23 protein-coding genes and 1 riboswitch are annotated in these 18,769 nt (G+C 65.9%); of the genes, 14 read left to right on the top strand and 9 right to left on the bottom strand.

What is annotated here, in order from left to right; all coding sequences use genetic code 11:
• Nucleotides 1-84 precede the first annotated feature (84 nt).
• Nucleotides 85-196, top strand: a riboswitch (TPP riboswitch).
• The 6 genes from thiO (at nt 190) to A5658_RS19930 (ending at nt 5,442) form a co-directional block, all read left to right on the top strand.
• Nucleotides 190-1,203, top strand: a complete 1,014-nt coding sequence (gene thiO / locus A5658_RS19955; protein WP_067339247.1) for a glycine oxidase ThiO — start codon at nt 190-192, stop codon at nt 1,201-1,203. (Overlaps the previous riboswitch by 7 nt.)
• Complete coding sequence (thiS, locus tag A5658_RS19950; RefSeq protein WP_067339244.1) at nt 1,200-1,397, top strand: sulfur carrier protein ThiS; 198 nt, start codon at nt 1,200-1,202, stop codon at nt 1,395-1,397. The genes thiO and thiS overlap by 4 nt, the downstream gene beginning before the upstream one ends.
• Complete coding sequence (locus A5658_RS19945; RefSeq protein ID WP_067339241.1) at nt 1,390-2,148, top strand: thiazole synthase; 759 nt, start codon at nt 1,390-1,392, stop codon at nt 2,146-2,148. The genes thiS and A5658_RS19945 overlap by 8 nt, the downstream gene beginning before the upstream one ends.
• A complete protein-coding gene (locus A5658_RS19940) occupies nt 2,145-2,900 on the top strand; it encodes an SGNH/GDSL hydrolase family protein (protein ID WP_067339239.1) in 756 nt (251 codons plus the stop codon). The genes A5658_RS19945 and A5658_RS19940 overlap by 4 nt, the downstream gene beginning before the upstream one ends.
• A 95-nt stretch (nt 2,901-2,995) precedes the next feature.
• A complete protein-coding gene (locus A5658_RS19935; protein ID WP_231997387.1) occupies nt 2,996-3,943 on the top strand; it encodes an anti-sigma factor RsbA family regulatory protein in 948 nt (315 codons plus the stop codon).
• An 11-nt stretch (nt 3,944-3,954) separates the two neighbouring features.
• Nucleotides 3,955-5,442 carry a M28 family metallopeptidase gene (locus tag A5658_RS19930; protein WP_067339235.1) on the top strand — a complete coding sequence of 496 codons (1,488 nt, stop codon included), beginning with the start codon at nt 3,955-3,957 and terminating at the stop codon, nt 5,440-5,442.
• A 1-nt stretch (nt 5,443) separates the two neighbouring features.
• On the opposite strand, the gene A5658_RS19925 is transcribed toward A5658_RS19930, so the two are convergent.
• Nucleotides 5,444-7,294: a serine/threonine-protein kinase gene (locus A5658_RS19925; protein ID WP_067339232.1), complete on the bottom strand. Its 1,851-nt coding sequence runs from the start codon at nt 7,292-7,294 to the stop codon at nt 5,444-5,446.
• A gap of 74 nt (nt 7,295-7,368) precedes the next feature.
• Between A5658_RS19925 and A5658_RS19920 the strand changes: the two genes are divergently transcribed.
• From A5658_RS19920 to A5658_RS19900, 5 genes are all read left to right on the top strand, one after another.
• Nucleotides 7,369-8,529: a BTAD domain-containing putative transcriptional regulator gene (locus A5658_RS19920; RefSeq protein ID WP_067339295.1), complete on the top strand. Its 1,161-nt coding sequence runs from the start codon at nt 7,369-7,371 to the stop codon at nt 8,527-8,529.
• Nucleotides 8,530-8,612: 83 nt separating this feature from the next.
• Nucleotides 8,613-8,867: a hypothetical protein gene (locus A5658_RS19915; protein WP_067339230.1), complete on the top strand. Its 255-nt coding sequence runs from the start codon at nt 8,613-8,615 to the stop codon at nt 8,865-8,867.
• Between the two features lie 9 nt (nt 8,868-8,876).
• Nucleotides 8,877-9,599 (top strand): AIM24 family protein, encoded by a 723-nt coding sequence (locus tag A5658_RS19910; protein ID WP_067339228.1) that lies wholly within the window; start codon nt 8,877-8,879, stop codon nt 9,597-9,599.
• Nucleotides 9,600-9,699: 100 nt separating this feature from the next.
• Nucleotides 9,700-10,170 carry a lipoprotein LpqH gene (locus A5658_RS19905; protein ID WP_067339227.1) on the top strand — a complete coding sequence of 157 codons (471 nt, stop codon included), beginning with the start codon at nt 9,700-9,702 and terminating at the stop codon, nt 10,168-10,170.
• 72 nt (nt 10,171-10,242) lie between these two features.
• Nucleotides 10,243-10,608, top strand: coding sequence for an SHOCT domain-containing protein (locus A5658_RS19900; protein WP_067339225.1), 366 nt, complete (start codon nt 10,243-10,245; stop codon nt 10,606-10,608).
• 13 nt (nt 10,609-10,621) lie between these two features.
• On the opposite strand, the gene A5658_RS19895 is transcribed toward A5658_RS19900, so the two are convergent.
• The 3 genes from A5658_RS19895 to A5658_RS19885 are packed head-to-tail and all read right to left on the bottom strand — an operon-like array spanning nt 10,622 to nt 12,343.
• The gene (locus tag A5658_RS19895) at nt 10,622-11,491 is read right to left on the bottom strand and encodes an LLM class F420-dependent oxidoreductase (protein WP_067339223.1); all 870 of its coding nucleotides are present in this window, start codon (nt 11,489-11,491) and stop codon (nt 10,622-10,624) included.
• A 15-nt stretch (nt 11,492-11,506) separates the two neighbouring features.
• Nucleotides 11,507-11,941, bottom strand: coding sequence for a MarR family winged helix-turn-helix transcriptional regulator (locus A5658_RS19890; RefSeq protein ID WP_067339293.1), 435 nt, complete (start codon nt 11,939-11,941; stop codon nt 11,507-11,509).
• A 54-nt stretch (nt 11,942-11,995) separates the two neighbouring features.
• Entirely contained in the window at nt 11,996-12,343 is a 348-nt protein-coding gene (locus A5658_RS19885) for a hypothetical protein (protein ID WP_067339221.1), read from the bottom strand.
• 235 nt (nt 12,344-12,578) lie between these two features.
• On the opposite strand from A5658_RS19885, the gene A5658_RS19880 reads away from it, so the two are divergent.
• Entirely contained in the window at nt 12,579-13,805 is a 1,227-nt protein-coding gene (locus A5658_RS19880) for a TetR/AcrR family transcriptional regulator (protein WP_067339218.1), read from the top strand.
• Here A5658_RS19880 and A5658_RS19875 read toward each other — a convergent pair.
• The 3 genes from A5658_RS19875 to A5658_RS19865 are packed head-to-tail and all read right to left on the bottom strand — an operon-like array spanning nt 13,780 to nt 15,925.
• Nucleotides 13,780-14,055 (bottom strand): hypothetical protein, encoded by a 276-nt coding sequence (locus A5658_RS19875; protein WP_067339215.1) that lies wholly within the window; start codon nt 14,053-14,055, stop codon nt 13,780-13,782. The two genes, A5658_RS19880 and A5658_RS19875, sit on opposite strands and share 26 nt — an antisense overlap.
• 8 nt (nt 14,056-14,063) lie before the next feature.
• A complete protein-coding gene (locus A5658_RS19870) occupies nt 14,064-15,554 on the bottom strand; it encodes an NAD(P)/FAD-dependent oxidoreductase (RefSeq protein WP_067339213.1) in 1,491 nt (496 codons plus the stop codon).
• Nucleotides 15,555-15,595: 41 nt separating this feature from the next.
• Nucleotides 15,596-15,925 (bottom strand): helix-turn-helix transcriptional regulator, encoded by a 330-nt coding sequence (locus A5658_RS19865; RefSeq protein WP_067339211.1) that lies wholly within the window; start codon nt 15,923-15,925, stop codon nt 15,596-15,598.
• Between the two features lie 144 nt (nt 15,926-16,069).
• On the opposite strand from A5658_RS19865, the gene A5658_RS19860 reads away from it, so the two are divergent.
• Nucleotides 16,070-16,492, top strand: coding sequence for an Hsp20/alpha crystallin family protein (locus A5658_RS19860; protein ID WP_067339291.1), 423 nt, complete (start codon nt 16,070-16,072; stop codon nt 16,490-16,492).
• 71 nt (nt 16,493-16,563) lie between these two features.
• Nucleotides 16,564-17,280 (top strand): GAF and ANTAR domain-containing protein, encoded by a 717-nt coding sequence (locus A5658_RS19855; RefSeq protein ID WP_067339209.1) that lies wholly within the window; start codon nt 16,564-16,566, stop codon nt 17,278-17,280.
• Nucleotide 17,281: 1 nt separating this feature from the next.
• Here the strand turns inward: A5658_RS19855 and A5658_RS19850 are convergent, their stop codons facing one another.
• Together A5658_RS19850 and thiD are read right to left on the bottom strand one after the other, a co-directional pair.
• Nucleotides 17,282-17,908, bottom strand: a complete 627-nt coding sequence (locus A5658_RS19850; protein ID WP_067339207.1) for an alpha/beta family hydrolase — start codon at nt 17,906-17,908, stop codon at nt 17,282-17,284.
• A complete protein-coding gene (gene thiD, locus A5658_RS19845) occupies nt 17,905-18,735 on the bottom strand; it encodes a bifunctional hydroxymethylpyrimidine kinase/phosphomethylpyrimidine kinase (RefSeq protein ID WP_067339204.1) in 831 nt (276 codons plus the stop codon). The genes A5658_RS19850 and thiD overlap by 4 nt, the downstream gene beginning before the upstream one ends.
• Nucleotides 18,736-18,769 lie beyond the last annotated feature (34 nt).

The following is an 18,769-nucleotide window of genomic DNA, read 5'->3' as shown; positions in this document are numbered from 1 at the left end:
CCCGACGACGATGCGGCCGTTTTCGGGCCGCTGAGGAGTGGGGCCATGTGGTTGGTGCACACCGCGACGCTAACGACTACCGTGGTGAGTCGACACGGGAGTCCCGGGAGTGGGGCTGAGAGTGGACACAGCACCCTGTCCTTACCGTCAAACCTGATCCGGATCATGCCGGCGAAGGGAGCGAAGAGGATGCCATCGGACGCGGGATCGCTGGCCGTCATCGGCGGCGGCGTGATCGGGCTGTCCGTGGCGCGCCGTGCCGCCCGAGCAGGTTGGTCGGTGCGGGTGCACCGCTCCGGGCAACCCGGTGCGTCGTGGGTGGCCGCGGGAATGCTGGCGCCGCACAGCGAGGGCTGGCCGGGCGAGGAGCGGCTGCTGCAGTTGGGCCTGGAATCCCTGCGGCTGTGGCGGGACGGATTCACCGACGGCCTGCCCGCGCAGGTGATCACCGCGCGCGAGTCGCTGGTGGTCGCGGTCGACCGCGCCGACGTGGCCGACCTGCGTACGGTCGCCGACTGGCTGTCCGCACAGGGGCATCCGGTGGTCTGGGACTCAGCGATCCGCGACGCGGAACCGATGCTGGCGCAAGGCATTCGGCATGGTTTTCGGGCGCCCACCGAGCTCGCGGTCGACAATCGCGCTCTGCTCGACGGGCTGACGACGGCCTGTGACCAGCTCGGTGTCGAGTGGGACGGGCCGGTGAGCGATCTGAGTTCCGTACGGGCCGACGCGGTCGTGATCGCCAACGGCATCGATGCCCCGTCGTTGTGGCCCGGTCTGCAGATTCGGCCGGTGAAGGGCGAGGTGCTGAGGCTGCGCTGGCGCAAGGGGTGTATGCCGTTGCCGCAGCGGGTAATCCGCGCTCGCGTGCACGGGCGTCAGGTATACGTGGTGCCGCGCGCCGACGGGGTCGTGGTCGGCGCCACCCAGTACGAGCACGGCCGCGACACCGCGCCCACGGTGTCCGGTGTGCGTGACCTGCTCGACGACGCGTGCACGGTGATGCCGGCGCTCGGTGAATACGAGTTCGCGGAATGCATCGCGGGGCTGCGCCCGATGACGCCCGACAACCTGCCGCTGGTGGGCCGGCTGGACGCGCGGACGTTGATCGCCGCCGGTCACGGCCGGTCGGGTTTCCTGCTGGCGCCGTGGACGGCAGAACAGATTGTGTCCGAACTAATTCCGGTGGGAGCCCACTCATGATTGTTCGCGTGAACGCCGAAGACGTCGTGGTCGACGAGAACATGACCGTGGCGGCTCTGCTGCAGTCGCTGGGCTATCCGGACCGCGGCGTCGCCGTCGCCGTCGACCAAGCGGTGCTGCCGCGATCACGCTGGGCCACAGCACTTTCCGACGGTGCCACCATCGAGGTCGTGACGGCGGTGCAAGGTGGCTGACAATAAACTGACCATCGCCGGACGCAGCTTCGCCTCCCGGTTGATCATGGGCACCGGGGGAGCGTCCAACTTGGCCGTGCTCGAGGAGGCCCTGATCGCGTCGGGCACCGAGCTGACCACCGTCGCGATGCGCCGCGTCGACGCCGAGGGCGGCACCGGCATGCTCGATCTGCTGAGCCGGCTGGGCATTACGCCGCTGCCCAACACCGCGGGCTGTCGCAGCGCCGCCGAAGCGGTGCTCACCGCGCAACTGGCCCGCGAAGCGCTCGGCACCGAATGGGTCAAGCTGGAAGTGATCGCCGAAGAACGCACACTGTTGCCCGATGCCATCGAATTAGTAAGGGCCGCTGAACAATTGGTCGACGACGGGTTTGTCGTGCTGCCTTACACCAACGACGACCCGGCGCTGGCCAAACGGCTGGAAGACACCGGATGCGTGGCGGTGATGCCGCTCGGTTCGCCGATCGGCACCGGCCTGGGCATCGCCAACCCGCACAACATCGAGATGATCGTCGCCCAATCCGGTGTTCCCGTCGTGCTCGACGCCGGTATCGGCACCGCCAGCGACGCCGCCCTCGCGATGGAATTAGGCTGTGACGCAGTGCTATTGGCCACCGCGGTGACCCGCGCCGCGGATCCGCCCGCGATGGCCGCCGCGATGGCCGCCGCCGTCACCGCGGGATACCTGGCCCGGCGAGCGGGCCGTATCCCGAAGCGATTCTGGGCCCAAGCCTCCAGTCCGGCCATATGAGCCGCTATGTGGCGCTGGGTAGTTCGATGGCGGCCGGTCCCGGTATCAAGCCGTCCGCCCCGGGTGCGCCGTTCGGCTCGGGCCGCTCGGCCCGCAACTACGCCCACCTGGTCGCCGAGCAGCTGAGCCTCGACCTCGTCGACGTCACCTTCTCCGGTGCCACCACCGCCAACATCCTCACCGAGCGGCAACGCAGCGCCGCGCCGCAGATCGACGCGCTGGACGGCTCCGAAGAATTCGTGACCATCACGATCGGCGGGAACGACGTCGGCTACGTCCCGTTGTTGATGGGCGCCGGGCTGCCGGCGCTTGTTCGCAGGCTGTCATCGATCCGCGAGCTCCTCGACCGCGACGCCCGCCAAAAGGCGCTCGACGGGGTCGGTGACGCGTTGCGCGCCGTCGGAACCGCGGTGCGCCGGCGAGCGCCGGGGGCGCGGGTGATGTTCGTCGACTACCTCACGCTGTTGCCGCCGCCGGGTGTCGCGGCCGCCCCGCTGTCGGCCGAGCACGCAGATCTGGGTCGATTCGTCGCCGAGCGGCTCGAGGAGGTCACCGCGGCGGCGGGCCAGGCCACCGGATGCGAGCTGGTGTGCGCGGGACAGGCAAGCCGCGAGCATCACCCGTGGTCAGCGGACCCTTGGACAGTGGGTGCGGGCTGGCCGTTGCCGTGGCGTCCCGCGCCGTTTCATCCGAACGCCGCGGGCATGCGCGCTGCCGCGGACCTGATTGTGGAGCGGATTAACGGCACCTGATTAGGTTTTTGGTGCCTGGGTAAATCTAACGTCGCTGCGCCGTTTAACGCAGCAAGGCCGAGGATTACTACATCGACAGAACACTGAGAGAACACGTGCACCGTCGAGGGTTCGACCATTCGGCGCTCCTGTATTACTCGGAGCGCGAATACGTCGACTCGTTGGTGCAATTCATCGAAGACGGGCTTAACCAGTTGCAGCCCGTCATGCTTGCGATTCCCGGCGGCAAACTGGGATCGATGCGCGACGCGTTGGGAGATGCCGCCGCCGACGTGACGATGGCTGACATCACCGACTTCGGCCGCAATCCCGGCCGAATTCTCGCCGGCCAGCACGCCTTCGTCGATGCCCATCCCGACCAGCACGTCCGGGTGATCGCCGAGCCGGCCTGGGCGGGGCGAACGGAGCACGAGTATCTCGCTTGCCTGCAACATGAGGCGTTGACCAACATCGCGTTCGACGGATGGAACATCACGAGTTTGTGCCCGTACGACGCGTCCGGTCTCGACGAAACCGTGTTGGGACACGTCCGCCTCACCCATCCGCAATTCTGGCAGGGCGGATCACGCAGACACTCCCCGGAGTTCGCCGTCGAAGCCGCACTCGACCGGTGCAATCAACCGTTGCAGACGCACCAGGCCGCGGTGACGCACGTCGTCGAGCAACCCGTCGACCTGGCCGGCGCCCGCCGATGCGCTGAGCGTTATGGACGACTGGTGGGAATGACAGCGGACCGAATCGCCGACCTGCTGCTCGTGACCACCGAGCTGGCCACCAACAGCCTCGACCACGCCGGCGGCCCGTGCCGGCTGGCGTTCTGGTACGACAGCGGGTTCGTGGTCTGCGAGGCGCGCGACATGGGCCACTGGCGCGACCCGCTCGCCGGCCGACGCCCCCCGGCCGGAGGCGGTGTCGGACCCTACGGGCTGTTCGTGGTGAACGCGATCGCCGACCTGCTGCGCACTCACACGACATCCGCGGGTACCACCATCCACGCATATCTGCTGCGCGACGATCCCTCAGAACAGGCCGAGTGCGTCTAACCTGGGGCGCAATGGCTATCAAATCAAGACCGCTACTTGTCGCTGTCACGACGCTGATGCTGGCAACCGGCGGCTGCGCATCGTCCGACACGGCGCATTCGTTGAAGCAGACCTCGGGCCCGGATTTCGCCGCCTCGCTGCGGGGACGGGTCGCCACGGACGCGATGATGGCCCACCTGACAAAGTTGCAGGACATCGCCAACGCGAACAACAACACTCGCGCGGTCGGCACACCGGGCTATGACGCCAGCGTCGACTACGTGGTGGGCAAGTTGCGGGACAAGGGTTTTGACGTCCAGACCATGCAGTTCGATGCGCATGTGTTCCACTCCGAACCCGGGGATGTGACCGTGGGCGACAAGAAGTTCGACGCGCGGGCGCTGGAGTACAGCATCGGCGCTCCACCGGAAGGGGTGACGGGTCCGCTCGTGGCCTTCCCGGCGGACGGAAGTCCGGGCTGTGCGGCCGCCGATTACGACCATCTGCCGGTCAGCGGCGCCGTCGTGATGGTGGATCGTGGTACCTGCCCGTTCGCGCAGAAGGCCGGCGCCGCGGCGCAGCGGGGGGCGTTGGCGATGGTCGTGGCGGACAACGTCGTCGAGGAGCACATCGCCGGGACGCTGGGCGAGACCAACAGCGTCAAGATTCCGGTCGTCGGAATCTCCAAAGCCGATGGTGCGCAACTCCGCTCGAGCGTCGGTCCGGCGACCGTGCACGTGTCCGCGGACACCCGGACCATCTCGGCGCGTAATGTGATCGCGCAGACCAAGACGGGCTCGACGAGCGATGTGGTGATGGCCGGGGCGCACCTCGACAGCGTGCCGGAAGGGCCCGGCATCAACGACAACGGGTCCGGGGTGGCCGCGGTGCTCGAGACCGCGCTGCAGTTGGGCCCGTCGCCAGGGATCCACAACGCCGTCCGATTCGGCTTCTGGGGCGCCGAGGAGCTCGGGCTGATCGGGTCGCGGAAGTACGTCGAGTCATTAGATGTGAACGCGCTCAAGGACATTGCGCTGTACCTGAACTTCGACATGCTCGCCTCGCCGAACCCGGGCTACTTCACCTATGACGGTGACCAGTCGCTGCCGGCCGACCAGCGCGGCAGCCCGGTGGTACCGGAGGGGTCAGCGGGTATCGAGCGGGAGCTGGCCGCCTACCTCAACTCCGCCGGAAAGACGCCGCAGGACACCTCTTTCGACGGCCGGTCCGATTACGACGGCTTCACGCAGGCCGGCATCCCGGCGGGCGGGCTGTTTTCCGGCGCCGAAAACAAGAAGTCCGCGACTGAGGCGAAGCTGTGGGGCGGCCCCGAGGACCAGCCGTTTGACCCCAACTATCACAAGAGCACGGACACGCTGGAGCACATCGACCGTGCGGAGTTGGGCATCAACGGCGGTGGGGTTGCCTATGCGACAGGCTTTTACGCTCAGGATCTGAGCGGTCGCAATGGCGTGCCGGTCCGCGAAGACCGGACTCGGCACCAGCTCACCAAGAAGTGATCTAGTCCCCGGTACGTTCGAACTTGTCTTCGAAATCGCCTCCGGCGCAGGCGCTTCCGGTCGTCTCATTGTGACCGTGGCCGGTGAGCAACGGGATCGGGTCCTGTAGCGGGTCGGGCAGCGGGTATTCGGCGGTGAGTTTGATATGCACGGTCCCGCCGAGATTGCAGGGCACGGTGCCCTCGTCGTTGCGGGTCCACTTGGTGCCGCTGAATACCAGCGGTACCACCCCGTCGACCGCATGGAACAGGCTGAGGCAGCGTTCGCCGGTGCGCAGGCAGACGGTGCGGACCGTCAGATCGTCTTGTCCGGGCGCGGAACCGCCGTTCGCGTAGGTGATCGTCTCGTGGTAGCGCCCGCGCAGTGCGGTGGACGGCGATGGCGACCGGGGCGGCAGCGACGCCGGGTCGGGAACCTTGGCGAGGTCGGGATCTCCCGTGCGGGTGAAGGTTACGGTGCGTTTGGCGGCGCTGCAGCTGTTGATGGTGGACCGCGTGGTTTCCCCGGTCAGCGTGCCGTCGGGCTGTGGTTGCAGGGTGAACACCACCCAGACTTCGGTGGGCGCGTCGTTGCAGGGTGTCGAAGCGAGACCCACCGCAAGCCAATTCGCGCCGATCTGATCGAACACCAGGTTCGAGACGAGCACCATGCCACTGCCGCCGGTGTACGACGCCGTCGCGACGCAGCCGCCCGCGCCACAGTTGGAGCGCACATCCCAGGTGCCCGTCATTGGGGGTGCGCCGATCACCGGTTTGCCCTCGAGATCGGTGCCCGGACCGTAGTCGGCGCGGTAGGTGCCCGAGAACGGATACGGGGCGGCCGGCGCTGGGGGTGCTGTATGGTCCTGGCGCCCGACCAGGGCGACCCCCGCGAATATCGCCGCCGCGACGATCAAGACGGTGCCCGCAAGTGCCGCAATCAATTTGGGACGCGAAACTCGTCGCGTCGGCGTCATCAGGGTGGGCGCCGGTTCGGGCCGGGTCGGTGGCGGCGGGGGAGCGTGCCGGATGTGACCGGACGGCTGGTTGAGCGCGGAGTTCAATTCCCGGGCGAACTCTCCGCAGCTGGCATACCGGTCCTTGGGCGTCTTGGCCATCGCCCTGGCCAACACAGGATCCAGTGCGGCCAACTCCGGCCGGCGCTCACTGACTGAAGGTATGGCCGCCGCAACGTGTTTGGTGATCACCACCGCGGGATTAGAGTCGACGTAGGGCGGCGATCCGGTGAGCAGATCAAAAGCCGTGCAGGCCAACGCATACTGATCGGTGCGACCATCGAGGGGCTCGCCCCGCAACTGCTCGGGCGCCGCGTAGGACATGGTGCCGACCGCCATGTTGGTTGCGGTCAATCCCGCCGGATCGTCAATGAGCCGAGCAATGCCGAAGTCGGCCAGGAAAATTCGCTGCGCCTTCGCATCCAACAGGATGTTGGCCGGTTTGATGTCGCGGTGTAACAACCCCTGTTCGTGCGCGTAATCCAACGCCGAGGCGACAGCGGTGACGATCTCGAGCGCCCGGCCGACCGGCAAGCCGTCCGGGTGGTGTTCGCGGATCAGCTTGGAGGCGTCGGTTCCCCCGACATAGTCCATCGAGATCCACAACTGCCCGTCATGTTCGCCGCGGTCGTGGACACCCAGGATGTTGGGGTGCGACAAGCTGGCGGTGAGATCCGCTTCGCGCAGAAACCGCTCCCGGTACTCCGGGTCCGCGGTCCACTGCGCGGGCAGCACCTTCAGCGCGTCCTGGCGGGGTAAGCGTGGATGCGCGGCCAAGTACACCGTGCCCATCCCGCCGGCACCGAGGACGCGCAAGATCGTGAACCCCGCGAACGTTTCGCCCACCGACACCGGCATGGGCAGATCTTAGCGGGAAGCTATGCTGCTGTAGTTGTTTAGCTGACGAACCTGGTGGGCGAAGAAACATCATGATGGCCGATGGGTTGGGCGCGGGGCAGTCCTTTGCGGCGGCCGAGTTCGGCGTATTGGGCCCGCTGCAGGTCCGCGTCGGCGATGAAGCCGTGCCATTGGGCACCCCGAAACAACGTGCGGTGCTAGCGATGTTGGTCGTCAACGCGAATCGACCGGTGAGCATCGACTCGCTCATGGGCGCCGCGTGGGACCAACGGCCGCCGTCGGGAGCGCGAGCCACGCTGCACGCCTACATCTCCAATCTGCGCCGGGCGATGGGCGATGCGGGCATCGACCGTTCCGTGCTGGCTAGCAGACCACCGGGCTACCAATTGTCCATCAGCGATGACCAGTACGACTTCGGCCGTTTTATCGCCGAGAAGAACGCCGGGGTGCAGGCCGCCGCCGCAGCGCGATTCGAGCAGGCTAGCCGGCATCTGCTTGCCGCGCTCGGCCAATGGCGCGGCCGGGTTCTTGAGGACCTCAGCGACTTTCACTTCGTCGAGACCCTGGCCGCTGCTCTCGACGAGGAGCGGGTACAGGTCTACATCGCGCGCGCCGAGGCCGAAATCGCCTGCGGTCGCCCGCATGCCGTGATCTCCGAACTCGAAGCGCTGACCGCACGGTACGGCTATCGAGAACCGTTGTGGGCGCAGCTGATTACCGCCTACTACCTGGCCGACCGCCAGGCGGATGCGCTGGACGCGTACCTGCGGCTGAAGGCGCTACTGGCGGACGACCTCGGCATCGACCCCGGGTGGACCATCCGGGAGCTGTACGAACGTATCCTGCGCCAGGAGCCGTTGGACGCTCGCAAGGCCGCCCAGTCACATGCCGAAGACACCATAGTCGCCCAGTCGGACAACGCAATTCGAGTCCGCGGCCCTGCCGTCGCGGCGTTGGTCGGTGCGGATGGACGACGTTATGCACTGGCCGGCTCGGCCACCCGAATCGGTCGAAGCCCCGACAACGACATCGTGTTATCGGACGCCAAGGTCAGCCGCCACCACGCGGTGATCGCCGACGACGGCCGGACTCTGCTCATCACCGATCTCGGATCGGCCAACGGCGTGCGGGTGGGCGGGAAGCGTATTGATCCCAGCGCGAAACTGCGCCACGGTGATCGCGTTCGAATCGGCGACGAGGAATTCACCGTCGACACGGCCTTGTCGGAGCATTAAGGATCCAGTTAGCGCTGTCCCGGACAGTGAGCGGGCACAGGTGTTGCAACGCAGCACCGCAACCTCACGAAAGGACAACGCAGATGAAGATTTTGCCCGCCAACCTCGAGGAACAGATCGACCGCGTCGATCGCAACCGTAGCCTGATCATCGGCATCAGCGCAGCTCTGACAGCCTTTTGGTGCATCTACCGCGTGCTCTGGTCGGTCTACCTCTCGCTGACCTACGACTTCCTGTTCGGCTCGCTGGTGTTCTCGATCGTCCTGTGGGGCGTGGTCGGTGTGGTCGCCGGGGTCGCCGCGTTCGGCTTCCTCACTCGCTACGCCAAGCGACCCTGAGCCGGGACGATGACCACGTCCTCTTATCGCCCCGAGCCGCCACAGTTACTGCCCACCAACGTCTCCGACGGGCGGGCTCCGGGTGTGTACTACCGCATCGACGGAGAGTTGGTGCCGGTGCTGCACATCTGGCTCGACGGCAGCGTGCCGGTGTTCTTCGAGCACCACGTCGTCTTGTGGAAGGACCCTGGGCTCGACATCGGGCTCAGGGGCAAGGGCGCGCTCAAACGGATGATCGCCGGCATGCAGTTGATGATGACCGAGGCGCGGGGACCGGGACAGGTCGCGTTTTCCCGCGATGGCACCGGACACGTCTTCCCACTCCACCTGCGACCCGGTGCTGCTGTCGAGGTACGTGAGCACCAATATCTCGCAGCCACCGGCAATTTGGAGTACGGCTACACCCGCCAAAAGGGAATCCGGAACATGATGTTCGGTGCGACGGGCTTCTTCGTGGACCGGTTCGCCGCAACCCAGTCAGAAGGTGTGGTGTGGCTGCACGGCTACGGCAATGTGTTCGAGAAGGTGCTGGCGCCCGGTGAGCAAATCGATGTGGAGCCGGGAAGTTGGATCTACCGCGACGACAGTGTCTCGATGGAGCCGAAGGTCTACGGGCTGCGCACCGGAATATTCGGTGGCACAGGAAATCTCATCTTCAATCGCTTCACCGGTCCTGGTCGCGTCGGTCTTCAGTCGATGTACCTGGACATGGCCGCCGATGCGTCCGCATGAAGGGGTGGCGGTCGGCGGCCGACGGCATTAAGGATCCATAAAGCCCACTGCCGCACAGTGATTACGCAGTACGTCAACAACGCAGACAAGGAGTCTCTCAATGAAACGCAACATTCTGATCATCGCCGGCACGGCCGCGACCTTCGCCACCGTGATGGTGGGTTGTTCACACCAGGACAGGGCCGTCAGCGTCGGCAATGCCGCCGTTGCACCCGCCGGCGCGTCCAACACCAAGGTGGTCGTCGATGGCAAAGACCAGAAAGTCACCGGCCAGGTGGCCTGCACCAAGGTCGCCGGCACGGTCAACATCGCCATCGGTGGCGGAACCGGTCCCGGTGCCACCGGCATCGGTGCCGTGCTGACCGATGCGACCCCGCCCGTCGTGAAATCCGTTGCGCTGGGCAATGTCAACGGCGTCACGCTCGCCGTCGGCGGTACCAGCGGCAAGGCTGACGCTACCAAGGACGGCAGCTCCTACAAGATCACCGGCACCGCCACCGGCGTGGACATGGCCAACCCGATGGGCGGGCAAGTCAACAAGTCGTTCGAACTCGACGTCACCTGCCCCTGACACCCATACCGTTCGGCCAGCGGTGATCGCTGGCCGAACGGTATTCGGGCCCAACTGAAAGGAACACCTGAGATGAACTCCAACAACAAGCCCGTCGTCATCCTGGCCGCGGCGATAGCCGCGCTGTTCACGCTCTCGTTCGTGGTGCGCTTCGTCGCGCTCAGCGACCTCGGCGTGTCCACCGATTGGATGTTGCTGTTGTGCTTGCCGGCCGGAGGTATCGGCCTACTCGTCATGTTGTTGCGTCTCGGCCTGCTGAACAGCGGGAGTCCGAGCCTCGGCGCGACGACGCCGGCTCCGCCCGCACGGTGGACGCCCACGTCGACCGTGGTACCAACCACGAAACGACTTCAGGAGATCGAGAACCTCCGCGCCAGCGGAGCCATCTCCGACGACGAATACGCCGCGGAGCGGGCGCGGATCATCGCCAGCCTGTAGAACCTGCGACGGCTCAACCGATCTCAGACAACCTCGGCATCACCTCGTCGCCGAACCGCTTCACGAAGCCGGCAGGATCCGGCGTGCCCGGCACCGGACCGGTGTTGATCATGTCGACACCGAGCTCGGCAAGCCGCTCGAGCTTCTTCAAGTACCCGTCGACGTCTGCAAATGGGTCCTCGAAGACGCCGACGGTTTTGCGAATCTCGGTAACGTCGCGCCCGACCGTATCGCAGTGGCGGCTCAACACGTCGATCTTGTGCTTAAGCACGTCGATCTCGGAATCAGTGGAGTTCCAGACATCGGCGTACTGCGCGACCAGCCGCAGTGTCTTCTTCTCACCCCCGCCACCGATCAGAATCGGTGGACGCCGAATCGGCTGTGGCACGCAGAGGGTTTCGGCCAGGTGATAGTGCTTGCCGTCGTAAGGACCGTCGTTGTCGCTCCACATCTGCTGACAAATCTGCAGCGTCTCTTCGAGCATCTCGAACCGCGTGCTGACCGACGGATACGGAACTCCCAGAGCGAGGTGCTCACGCTCATACCAGGCGGCCCCGAGACCGAGCATCGACCGGCCCCCCGAGAGCACGTCGAGTGTGGTCACGGTCTTGGCCAAGAGTCCCGGGTGCCGGTAGGTCACCCCGGTCACCAGCAACGCCAACTCGATATCGGTGGTCCGGCCCGCCAGGTAACCCAGCGAGGTATAGCCCTCCAAGAACGGATCTTCCGCGCGCCCAACGGCTTCCATCTGGAAGAAGTGGTCCGCCAAGGTGAACAGCGTCGCGCCGATGTCCTCGGCGGCCGTGGCGGTCGACAGCAGGGTCGGCGTCAGCGCAGCCGCATCGCCCGGCAAGAAATCGATGAAGTGTATGCCTAATTCCATGGGATCTTCCCTTCGTTAGTCGGTCAAGCGCTCAAGCAACGACAACGCCTCATTGATGACGCGGCGTTCCCGCTCCGAGTAGCGCTCCTGCATGGCACGGGCCAGCCATTCCTCGCGGACCTGACGATCGCTCTGCGCCCGCCGGCGTCCGGCCGCCGTCAGCGAAATGACTTGCCGCCGGCCATCGTCGGGGTCGGGCGCGCGTCGAATCAGGCCATGCTCGTCCAGCGCGGTCACGATGGCGGCCATCGACTGCGGCCGCACCTGTTCGGCGCTGGCCAAACCACTAGTCGTCGATGCGCCGTCCTTCCACAACCGGTTGAGCACCGCGGTCTGCGACGGCGTCAGGCCGCCACCGGTGGCGACGCTTTTGAGTCGACGCCGCAACCGGCTGAACAGCACACGTAGGTCCCGCGCGGCGGATACCGCAGAATCGCTGATCCCGTCCACTTGATCCACCGTACATCAGGCAGCTCAAACTGTACAGTTTCAACTGTCTAAATGTCAGGTGGCGTCGCCCCGCAGCTCCCAGAAACGTGTGCTCTCTTCGGCGTTTTCGGGTGTGCTGCGGACCCAGATCGCCACGGTGATCATCACCAGCACCCAACCGACGACGGCGGCGGGGATGGCCCAGAGCCGACGCAGCAGCAACGCCGACCCGCACTGACCGGTGTAGTCGGCGCCATAAGACTCGGCCGGCTCCAGAGCGCTCGCGCTGAAGCCTCGGCCGCAACTGATCTGCATCCCCCAGCGGTCGTACTGGTCCAAGTGCACCGGGAACCACATGGCCGACAGCCCCGCGACGACCAACGCGGCCCCCAGGATTCCGAGCGTTAGCTGGCGATTGCTCATCGTTCTCCTCTCCGTCGAGCGCGCGCATGTGAATACCTGTTATGTCATGCAGACGTTCGAGAACAGCAGCACCGGCCACGTCAAGATCGACCCGGGGAACGGCACGACCAGTTCGGTTACCTCCGTCCGTGGCCCCTGACCGACCGCATAACGCGGCGAGTGCTGATTATGTTAATAGCGATTCTGACCCGGCGGTAGGTTTTTTCGCCAGCCACCCGGCGGTTAGGGTGGGGCGGTGACGACAGCGCGAGCCCAGGGCGCCGCGGTCGTACGCCGTCGTCCCAAAGACCGTAAGGACCAGATCGCGCGGGCGTCTGCCGAGGCGTTCAGCGCGCAGGGCTACCACGCCGTCAGCATGGAGGCGATCGCCGCCAAGGTCGGAATTTCGGCGCCGGCACTTTACCGCCACCATGCGAGCAAATACGATCTGTTCCGTAATGCGGTTCTGGCACTTGGCCAGCAACTGGTCGACTGCACCGATTTCGCCGACGCCGATGACAGCGACCCCGGCGAAACGCTGGATCGGCTGATCGACGCGCTGATCGACGTGACGCTGGCCAACCGCGAGTCGGGCGGGTTGTACCGGTGGCAGGCCCGCTACCTGCACGGCGACGATCAGTCCGCGCTTGGCGACCAACTCCGGTTGGTCAATCGCCGAATTCAACGGCCGCTCATGGTGATTCGCCCGCACCTCACATCCCCGCAGCGGTGGATGGCCTCGGCCGGAATGCTCAGCGTGATCGGTAGCGTGGTCGACCACCGGGTACAGCTGCCCGCCGACGAGCTTCGTGCGTTGTTGCGGGCAGCCGCGTCGGCCGTGATCGGCGCCGACCTGCCCGAACCGGAAGACGCCTTCGAGCGGCCCTGCTCATGGCGGATCTTCGAAGCCGATACCGGGGTTTATGAAGCCTTGCTGCAGGCGTCGATGGTCTTGTTCAACGCCAAGGGTTATCCCGAGACCAGCATGGCCGAAATCGCGTCGGCGGTCGGCATTCCGGTCTCGGGGATCTACCGGTACTTTCCCGGCAAGTGCGACATCCTCGCGACGGGTCTACGTCGCGCGGCCGATCGGGTGTCAGGCCGGCTGTCGGCGATCCTGACCGGGCTGAGCGAACCCGGCCACATGCTCACGTTGTTGATCGAGGCTTACGTCGCAACGTCATTCGCCAACCCGGATCTGGCCGCGATCTATTACACCGAGCGGGTGAACCTGACCCGGGTGGACCAGGAGTTGCTTCGCGCTGTGCAGCGCTCGACGATCGACGCGTGGATGCGCCTGCTGGCGGCGGCGCGTCCAGCGCTGACCGAGACCCAGGCGCGAATTCTGGTGCACGCGGCGATGGCTTTGGTGGTCGACGTCGGCCGGCTGGTGCACTACGAGGACACGGAAGACAATTCCGCCTATGCGCAGGCGTGTGTGCGAAAACTGATGAACGCTACGCTTTTTGGTACTGCCGGATAGCGTTGCCGCCGAGGTATGCCAAGTATCCGATGATTCCGACGACGCCCAGGCTGCGAGTCTGACGACTCGCGAAGCTCAATCCCAACACGGTTTCGATGCTGCCATTGGTATAGAGGTGCTGGCGGGTGTTACGCGGGAAGGCGGACTTCGTTATCGGCTCGAACAGCGCCGGGTTGGTGAAGTGGGCCAGCCCAGCGCCGGCCAGCGCCAGACCTGAAAAGCGGGCCAAGCGGTTGCTTGTGCGAGACATGCCTCTCCTTAGCTGATCGCGTAGTCGCTGATCGGAAAATTCGACGCCTCCTCGATCGCTGTCGAGGTGGCCATCGGGCGCAGCAGCGAGGGTTCTCCGCTGGGGTTGAAGTAGTAGGAACGTGAGGTGGCGCAGTTGCCGAGAATCCACAACGAGTCGCCCAGCAGTTCGGTCATGCGGTCGAGGTAGCGCGCGTTGGCTTCTTCGGTCACCTCGAACGTGTCGGCGCCCCGACGCTTGAGCTCACCGAAAAGCCGGTCCATCAGCCGCATCTGGTACTCCATCGTGTTGAAGAAGTTCAGACCCAAGAAGGCGAACGGGCTGGCCAGGCTCAGGTAGTTCGGGAAGTAGGGCATCGACACGCCTTGATAGGCCTGAAAACGCGTGTCCCGCCACCACTTTCCGAGATTGCGGCCGTCGCGGCCGATCACTTCGATGGCCGGGAAGTTGGCCTCCCACAGGTCGAATCCGGTGGCCAGCACCAGCGTGTCGATGTGCGTCTTCGAGCCGTCGGCGTTGATGATGCCGTCGCCCTCGATACGTTCGATGCCATCGGCCTGCAGGTGTACGTGTGGCTTGGTGAAGGTGCGAAAGTACGTGTTGGAGAACGTCGGCCGCTTGCATCCGAGGTCGTAGTCGGGGGTCAGCTTGCGGCGCAGTTCCTTGTCGCGAATCGCGACGAACTGATTGATCTTGCACAGATCCATCGCGGAGATGTTGAGCCGCTTGAACAGCGGAACTCGATAGCGCACCAAGCCGACCGTAATCATCATCTCGTAGACGGTGTCGGTGATCGACCGGATCGCCCGCTGGGTCCACGGCAGGCGCGCGAACAGGCGCTTGGCGCGATCCGAGAACCGTAGGTCGATCTTCGGGGCGACCCAGATCGGGGTGCGCTGATAGACGGTGAGATCGGCCGCCTTCTCCGCGAGTTTGGGGATGAGCTGGACAGCGGTCGCACCGGTCCCGATGATCCCGACGCGGTGACCGGTCGGGTCGAAGTCGTCCTCCCACGCAGTGGTGTGGATGACCTTGCCCTCGAACGTGGTGATCCCGGGAATGTCGGGTGTCTTCGGCTGCGACAGGAACCCGGTGGCGGTGATCAGGTAGCGCGCCGATAGCACGTCGCCGCCGGAAAGCGCGACCTGCCAGTGGCGGGTCTCCTCATCCCAGCGGGCGCTTTCCACCACGGTGTTGAACCGCATGTGCCGCCGAACGTCGTACTTGTCGGCCACGCCCGCGGCGTACTGCTTGATCTCGGGCCCGGGGGTGAACAACCGCGACCAGTTCGGGTTCGGCTCGAAAAAGTACGAGTAGGTGGTGGTCGGGACGTCGACGGCCAGGCCCGGGTAGTGATTGACGTGCCAGGTCCCGCCGAGGTCGTCCTCGCGGTCGAGAATGACGAAGTCCTCGATACCCATCCGCTTGAGCTGAATGGCCGCACCGATGCCGCCGAACCCGGCACCGACGATGAGGGCTTCGAAGCGCTCCGAACTCATGGCACGACAATATACGCAGTACCCGCGGTACCGGTAAACCCTCAGCGCGATCTGGGCGACGTCTTTTTGGCTCTCATCGCCCGGTTGGCCGCCTGGAGTTCGGCGTTGTCGTCCTCGAGATCAAGGATGCGTGCGATGCCGGCCAGATTCACCCCGGCATCGACCAGTTCGCTGATGCGTCGCAGGCGGACAAGATCATCGGCGCTGTAGCGCCTGGTCCCACCGTCGCTACGGGCCGGGCTGAGGAGGCCGTGCCGCTCGTAGAGCCGCAACGACTGCACCGCGACGCCGGAAAGCTCGGCGGCGATGGAGATCCCGTAGACGCCGTGATCAGCGGGGGGCGTGCCCGGGCTGTCGGATCGGTCGGTCATCTGATCATCATCCTTGGCTCTGTCTACAGAAAATATTTGTATCACACTTGCGTCTATCTTTCTAAAGTGCTATATCAAATCTGTGTCAATCGGCACAGGTTATACATGGCAGTTTGCAAGGATTGGAGATCAGAGGTGACCACCATGCTGATGCGTACCGACCCATTCCGGGACCTGGACCGTTTCGCCCAGCAGGTGATGGGCACCGCCGCGCGACCCGCGGTCATGCCCATGGACGCGTGGCGCGAAGGGGATGCGTTTTTCGTGGAGTTCGATCTTCCGGGTGTCGACTCGGAATCACTCGACCTGGACATCGAACGCAACGTGGTGACGGTTCGGGCCGACCGTCCCGCTGTCGACCCAAATCGGGACATGCTCGCCAACGAGCGGCCGCGCGGTGTCTTCAGCCGTCAGCTCGTGCTGGGCGACAACCTCGACACCGAGCACATCGACGCGTCGTACGAGGGGGGCGTGTTGCGCCTTCGGATTCCGGTATGCGAACGGGCCAAACCGCGCAAGATCGCCATCGGTCGCGGCGCCAAGGCGCCCGAGGCCGTCAACGCCTAATCCGTGGATGGGCGGCAGCGCTACGCGAACCCGCTGCCGCCCATCGATTTTCAGTTCCGAAGGAGACCACCGTGCCGTCCCGCATACGACCCGATGCGGCACGCGTGTTCACCTCGCTGGCGGACGTCGTTCGTCGAAGTGACAATCCGCAGGAGGTGTATTCCGCGATATGTGTGGCCGCGACGCTGACCGTCCCCGGCTGCGACCACGCCAGCCTGATGGTCTGCCGCGACGGCACGTGCCGGACGGCAGGTGTCAGCGATGACGTCGCACGCCACGTCGATCGGCTCGAACTGGCGCTAGGAATCGGCCCATGTGTCGAGACCATCGAAAGTCGCGGCGCTCAGCTCGAATCGGATTTGGCCTCCAGCAGTCGTTGGCCGGAGCTGACGGAGCGGGTGATCGCCGAGACGCCGGTTCGGGGCGCGATGAGCGTTCGAGTCCCGGTGGATGGGGCGAAGATCGGCGCGCTGAACGTGTTTTCGGACGTGCCCGACGCGCTTGGCAGCGAGTCGGTAGAACACGCGGTCGTGCTGGGGGCGTTCGCCACGGTGGCGACCACTGCGGCGGCGCACAGCGAGGACGCGGCCACCCTACGGCGAGGGTTGACCAGCAACCGCTCGATCGGCCAGGCCATCGGAATCCTGATGGCGCTCAACGACATTTCCGACTCCGACGCGTTCGACATCCTCCGCAAGACGTCGCAGACCTCGAACACCAAGCTGGTGGACGTCGCGGCGACCGTCATTCGCGAGCGCGGTCTGCACGAGACCGACAAGAGCGCGTGATTCAGTCGCGGCCGAGCAAGCGCAGCGCCGCCGCCACGGCCAACCCGGGCACGTCCAGGGTTTTGGAGCCGAGGTCGTGGCGCGCCCCCGCGATCTCGACGATCTGAGTAGGGGCGGCAATCAATGCGGCGGCGTCGCGCACCTCATCCGGGGAGCCGAACGGATCCGACGTGCCGTGGGTGAACACGGTCGGCACGGCGATATCGGGCAGATGCTCTGTGCGGGCCCGCTCCGGCTTGCCGGGCGGATGCACGGGGTAGGAGAACAGCGTCAGCACATCGACGTTCGCCTCTTTCGCGGCGACCACCATCGACGTCATTCGACCGCCGTAGGAGTGACCCCCGGCGATCAGCGGACCGGTGGCCAGCCTGCGGCACACCGCGATGGCCTCGACGACCCCGGCGCGGTCGGTGGCCGACGACCCAGACGGCGGACCTTTCGGACGTCGCCGCCGGTACGGCAGGTCGTAGCGGACTGCCAGCCAGCCGCGCCGGGCCCACTCGTCGCAAAGTCGTTGCAGCATAGGCGATTCACGGTTGCCACCGGCGCCGTGCGTCAGCACCACCACGCCGGCCGGTGTGCCGTCGGGTTCGTGGGCGATGCCCGCGATGTCGTCGAGACCAGTCATGGCTGCAGCCTAAACAGCGGCGAGACCGGGCCGTGGCCGTGCCCGAGCGGATACGAGGCCCGCAGACTCTCGGTCACCCAGCCTTTTCCGAACGCGACCGCGTCGAGCAGGGCGTAGCCATTCGCCAGCGCGCACGCCGTCGCCGCGGCCAGGGTGTCGCCGGCGCCGTGGTCGTGGGTGGTGTGCACCCGCGGCGACTCGAACTCGTGAAAGTCGTTCCCGTCGAACAACAGATCGGTACTGCTGGCCGACCTCGACAGGTGCCCGCCCTTGACCATGGCCCATTGCGGCCCCAGCGCATGCAGGGCGCGGGCGGCCTCGGCCTGCGTTGTCGCGTCGACGACGTCGATCTCCACCAGCAGCCGCACCTCATGCAGGTTGGGCGTCACCAGCGTGGCGAGCGGAAACAGTTCGGTGCGAAGCGCATTCAGCGCCGAACCGTCGAGCAGCGCGTCGCCGTGCATCGACGCGCACACCGGATCGACCACCAGGGGCACGCCCGCCCCGTGCTCACGCCAGCTGCTCGCGATGGCCCCGATGATCTCGGCCGTCGCGAGCATCCCGGTCTTGGCGGCCTGCGGCACGATGTCGCCGCACACCGCCGCGATCTGGGCCGCGACCACGTCGGGCGGAACCGGGTGAAAGTCCTTGACGCCCACCGTGTTCTGTACCGTCACCGCCGTCACGGCGCACAGCGTGTGGACACCGAGCAGGGTGCAGGTGCGGATGTCGGCCTGCATACCGGCGCCGCCGCCGGAGTCGGACCCCGCGATCGTGAGCACCCGCGGTGGCGTCGCACCAGGCGGCGCCAGCGGAAGATAGCTCACGCCTGGGCCTTTGAGGCGCGACCCGCTGCGCCCG

The sequence above is a fragment of the Mycobacterium sp. 1245111.1 genome, assembly GCF_001673405.1.
Classification (GTDB): domain Bacteria; phylum Actinomycetota; class Actinomycetes; order Mycobacteriales; family Mycobacteriaceae; genus Mycobacterium.
This window is presented reverse-complemented; position numbering and strand designations above follow the sequence as displayed.

Coding starts and splice junctions, on each gene's coding strand:
- A5658_RS19885 (WP_067339221.1), bottom strand. CDS start 12,343: ATGAGCAATCGCCAGCTAACGCTCGGAATCCTGGGGGCCGCGTTGGTC.
- thiS (WP_067339244.1), top strand. CDS start 1,200: ATGATTGTTCGCGTGAACGCCGAAGACGTCGTGGTCGACGAGAACATG.
- A5658_RS19860 (WP_067339291.1), top strand. CDS start 16,070: ATGCTGATGCGTACCGACCCATTCCGGGACCTGGACCGTTTCGCCCAG.
- A5658_RS19900 (WP_067339225.1), top strand. CDS start 10,243: ATGAACTCCAACAACAAGCCCGTCGTCATCCTGGCCGCGGCGATAGCC.
- thiO (WP_067339247.1), top strand. CDS start 190: ATGCCATCGGACGCGGGATCGCTGGCCGTCATCGGCGGCGGCGTGATC.
- A5658_RS19870 (WP_067339213.1), bottom strand. CDS start 15,554: ATGAGTTCGGAGCGCTTCGAAGCCCTCATCGTCGGTGCCGGGTTCGGC.
- A5658_RS19930 (WP_067339235.1), top strand. CDS start 3,955: ATGGCTATCAAATCAAGACCGCTACTTGTCGCTGTCACGACGCTGATG.
- A5658_RS19850 (WP_067339207.1), bottom strand. CDS start 17,908: ATGACTGGTCTCGACGACATCGCGGGCATCGCCCACGAACCCGACGGC.
- A5658_RS19895 (WP_067339223.1), bottom strand. CDS start 11,491: ATGGAATTAGGCATACACTTCATCGATTTCTTGCCGGGCGATGCGGCT.
- A5658_RS19875 (WP_067339215.1), bottom strand. CDS start 14,055: ATGTCTCGCACAAGCAACCGCTTGGCCCGCTTTTCAGGTCTGGCGCTG.
- A5658_RS19910 (WP_067339228.1), top strand. CDS start 8,877: ATGACCACGTCCTCTTATCGCCCCGAGCCGCCACAGTTACTGCCCACC.
- A5658_RS19905 (WP_067339227.1), top strand. CDS start 9,700: ATGAAACGCAACATTCTGATCATCGCCGGCACGGCCGCGACCTTCGCC.
- A5658_RS19865 (WP_067339211.1), bottom strand. CDS start 15,925: ATGACCGACCGATCCGACAGCCCGGGCACGCCCCCCGCTGATCACGGC.
- A5658_RS19915 (WP_067339230.1), top strand. CDS start 8,613: ATGAAGATTTTGCCCGCCAACCTCGAGGAACAGATCGACCGCGTCGAT.
- A5658_RS19925 (WP_067339232.1), bottom strand. CDS start 7,294: ATGCCGGTGTCGGTGGGCGAAACGTTCGCGGGGTTCACGATCTTGCGC.
- A5658_RS19920 (WP_067339295.1), top strand. CDS start 7,369: ATGGCCGATGGGTTGGGCGCGGGGCAGTCCTTTGCGGCGGCCGAGTTC.
- A5658_RS19940 (WP_067339239.1), top strand. CDS start 2,145: ATGAGCCGCTATGTGGCGCTGGGTAGTTCGATGGCGGCCGGTCCCGGT.